Origin of the sequence: Yersinia sp. 2542 StPb PI (assembly GCF_048593855.1) — a bacterium.
Lineage (GTDB): Bacteria > Pseudomonadota > Gammaproteobacteria > Enterobacterales > Enterobacteriaceae > Yersinia > Yersinia enterocolitica_E.
Window position 1 is genome coordinate 1 of record NZ_JAZGQA010000296.1, and the last position, 3,409, is coordinate 3,409.

Below are 3,409 nucleotides of genomic sequence, written 5' to 3' on the forward strand. Positions count from 1 at the left end.
CATCGGGCATCTCTTTTTGTGACTTAATGATTATTTTTTATTTTATAAATCACAGTGTTACATTTGTTTTTCCCTTCAGGGCAGCTCTTGCAACTGCCCTGAAGGCACCCACTATTATCTTGCTCAATGCGCTCAACCTTGCCCATTGCAGTCAGTCTTTCCAGCATGGCCTCAACCAGGGGTAAAGGTGTTGCCAATTGCTGGCTTAGCTGACTCGCTGCCACACTACCACTGAGTGCGATAGCATCGCGTAATTGGAGTAGGCTCGCCATCATGCCTCCTGTTGTAACAAAAGCGGTTTGTTAATGACAATCATTGCTTGCACTCTGACAACAGCTCGCAGGTTTACTGTTTTGCAATCTGACAGTTACCCGGCTCCGCGCGCGGCGCAATCCAAACAAGATCAACGCATTAATCACCATAACCACCGCAATAATCATTAGGCTTTGTTGCGGGTGCTGGTGAAACGTGGCGGCTTGGTAGAACAGGGTTGCCAGTGAGTAGGCCACATTTAACCCCCACAGTATTGAGAAGGTCATCCAGCCGCGGCTGGTTTCCCGAGCGATAGCCCCCATGACTGAGACGCAGGGCACATAGAGCAACACAAATATCAGGTAGCTATAGGCAGCAATACTGGAACCGAATTTACTGCTCATCATGCCCATGGAACCGGCCGCCATTTCACCATCACCTTTGCTGGCTTCAATGGGATTGGATAACATGCTAAGGCTAAAAGTATCTTTTAAGCCCTGCCAGGTGGTTTTAACCGCCCCGACCAATTCGCCCGGTAAGTTGAAGCTCTCGGCATCAAAGGGTTCATTCTTAATCTGCTCTGCGGTATAGAGGGTATTAAGTGTCCCTACCACCACTTCTTTTGCCATGGCGCCGGTCACTAACCCCACGGTTGCCTGCCAGTTATCGCCATGAACACCCATGGGTGCCAGCAGTGGCGTCAGCACTTTACTGACTGAGGCCAGTGCTGAGTCATTGATGCTATCTACCGGTTTGCCACTGAAAGAGAAGCTGTTCAGGCCGCCGATGAAGATACTGGCAATGACAATCACTTTCCCGGCGCGCAGGACAAAACCTTTTAACCGTTGCCAGGTTTGCAATAACAAACTCTTTAGATGGGGCACATGATAAACCGGCAGTTCCATCACAAAGGGTGAGGCTTCGCCACGCATAATGGTGTATTTCAGCACCAGCCCAGTGAGGATGGCGACCGCGATACCCAATAGATAAAGAGAGAAAACGATACTGGCCCCGTCCTGACCGAAGAATGCCGCCGCGAAGACGGCAAAAATCGCCAGCCGTGCGCCACAGGACATAAAGGGTGCCATCATGATGGTTATCAGGCGTTCGCGTTGCGCATCCAGTGTTCGTGCACCCATGATCGAGGGCACATTACAGCCGAAACCGACAATCAGCGGTACGAAGGATTTACCCGGTAACCCCAGCGCCTGCATCAGCCGGTCCATAACAAATGCGGCTCGGGCCATATAACCGGAGTCTTCCAAAAAGGAGAGAAACAGGTACATCATGCCAATTTGTGGCACCAACGGCAGCACGGTATTAATCCCGCCCCCCACGCCTTGAGCGAGGAAGATGGTCAACCACTGTGGGAAATGCAGCGTATAACCCACCCATTGCAACCCCTGAATAAAGATAGCCGCAGAGCCGATATCAAATATGGGCTGCAACGCCCCACCGATATTGATGGCTAAGACAAACATTAAATACATGACAAACAGAAAGATCGGGACACCTAACCAGCGATTAAGGATCACTTTATCAAGCGCTTGTGTCAGACGGTTCGGTTCCGCTTGTTGCGAGTTACCGACTACATCACAGATGCGGGCAATACTTTGATAGCGGGCATCGGCTATCACCAGCTCGGGATCTTCGTGTTGGCTTGCTCGCAGATTTTCACGCGCTAGCGCCACGATTGAGGGCGCTATGCCTGCACGTGCCAGACTATAGATATCACCTTCCAATATTTGCAGTGCCAGCCAACGGCGCTGCTGTACCGGCCAGGACTCAGGCATGGCCTCTACCAACTTATCTACTTCACTGAGGAGCACTGGTGGGTAGTTAACCAAAGCCTTAAAGGGAATCGGCTGAAGTTCATCAATACTGCTTTTTAATTCATTGATACCCTGCCCGCGAGTGGAAACCAGCGGAATAACCGGGCAACCTAACTGCTGAGATAATGCCTTGATATCAATATCGATATGTTGGCTTTTGGCAATATCCAACATATTGAGCGCCACAATACAGGGAATACCCAATTCAACCAGTTGCAGTGTCAGGTAGAGATTGCGCTCCAGATTCACCGCATCAATGACATTAATCAGCAGGTCAGCTTCACCACTTAGAATGTAGTGACAAGCAATTTGCTCATCCAGCGAGGTTTGCTCAGAAATGGTGGTCAGGGAGTAGGTTCCCGGCAGGTCAACCAATGTCACTTGATGTTGCGCGGTAGTGAAATGGCCTTCTTTGCGCTCCACCGTAACCCCGGCCCAGTTCCCCACCCGTTGGCGGGCACCGGTTAACTGATTAAAAAGGGTGGTTTTACCTGCATTGGGATTGCCGATCAGGCCGATTGTGAGTGCTTTCATGATCCAACGTGATATTAGTAAATTAAAATCAGACTACGCAGGGGGGCTTTGACACGCAGCCCGGCAGCCAAAATAGGATGTTGACCCGCAATATTAGGGTTGCAAGTCCAGCGTTAGCAGGTCTAAGTCTTTTTTCCGTAGCACCAGACTGACGCGACGGGTCTCTATCTGAATGGGGTCACCTAATGGCGCGAGGCGGACAACATTAAACGAAGAGCCGGGCAGCATACCCAGTGACAATAATTTCTGCCGGTAAGCCGGGCTGATTTCAGGCGAGAAACCAACAATTTTATAGGAACGCTGCGGGATAAGGTGCATAGGTGCCTCTTGTTATTACGTTATTGGCATACCAAAATTCAGAGTGATACGACTCTAAAAGGTAACAGATAAAATAATAATAGTAAGAATCGTTTTCATATTCAACTAAGGCGAAATACTCAAAAGTAAGTATTCGTTACTATTTCATTTTTATATACCCGTCATACTTCAAGTTGCCTGTGTGTTGGCTACGCTCACTAACCCGAATCAGTTACTCATGTAAGCTCATCGGGATTATCTCGCTTGCCGCCTTCCTGCAACTCGAATTATTTAGGGTATAATTAATGAGTCTGATTTTTATTTATGCTTGTTTTACCATCAAATTAACATGATCGCAAATGAAAATAATGAGTTAAATCAGTTAACTGAATGTTTCTATTATGTCCTGTTAGGGCAGTAAAATACCGATTGTTAACATAATCAATTCACTCACATTTTAATAAAATAACATTCGGATTTTAATTAACTCGCAG

3 protein-coding genes are annotated in these 3,409 nt (G+C 48.0%); all 3 read right to left on the bottom strand.

Annotated features, from left to right (window positions below; translation table 11 throughout):
- Positions 1-23 precede the first annotated feature (23 nt).
- A complete protein-coding gene (locus tag V1952_RS20795; RefSeq protein ID WP_420075453.1) occupies positions 24-272 on the bottom strand; it encodes a FeoC-like transcriptional regulator in 249 nt (82 codons plus the stop codon).
- 30 nt (positions 273-302) lie between these two features.
- Positions 303-2,618 (bottom strand): Fe(2+) transporter permease subunit FeoB, encoded by a 2,316-nt coding sequence (gene feoB, locus V1952_RS20800; protein WP_372560313.1) that lies wholly within the window; start codon positions 2,616-2,618, stop codon positions 303-305.
- A 93-nt stretch (positions 2,619-2,711) separates the two neighbouring features.
- Positions 2,712-2,936 carry a ferrous iron transporter A gene (gene feoA / locus V1952_RS20805; protein ID WP_005186094.1) on the bottom strand — a complete coding sequence of 75 codons (225 nt, stop codon included), beginning with the start codon at positions 2,934-2,936 and terminating at the stop codon, positions 2,712-2,714.
- Positions 2,937-3,409: the final 473 nt, after the last annotated feature.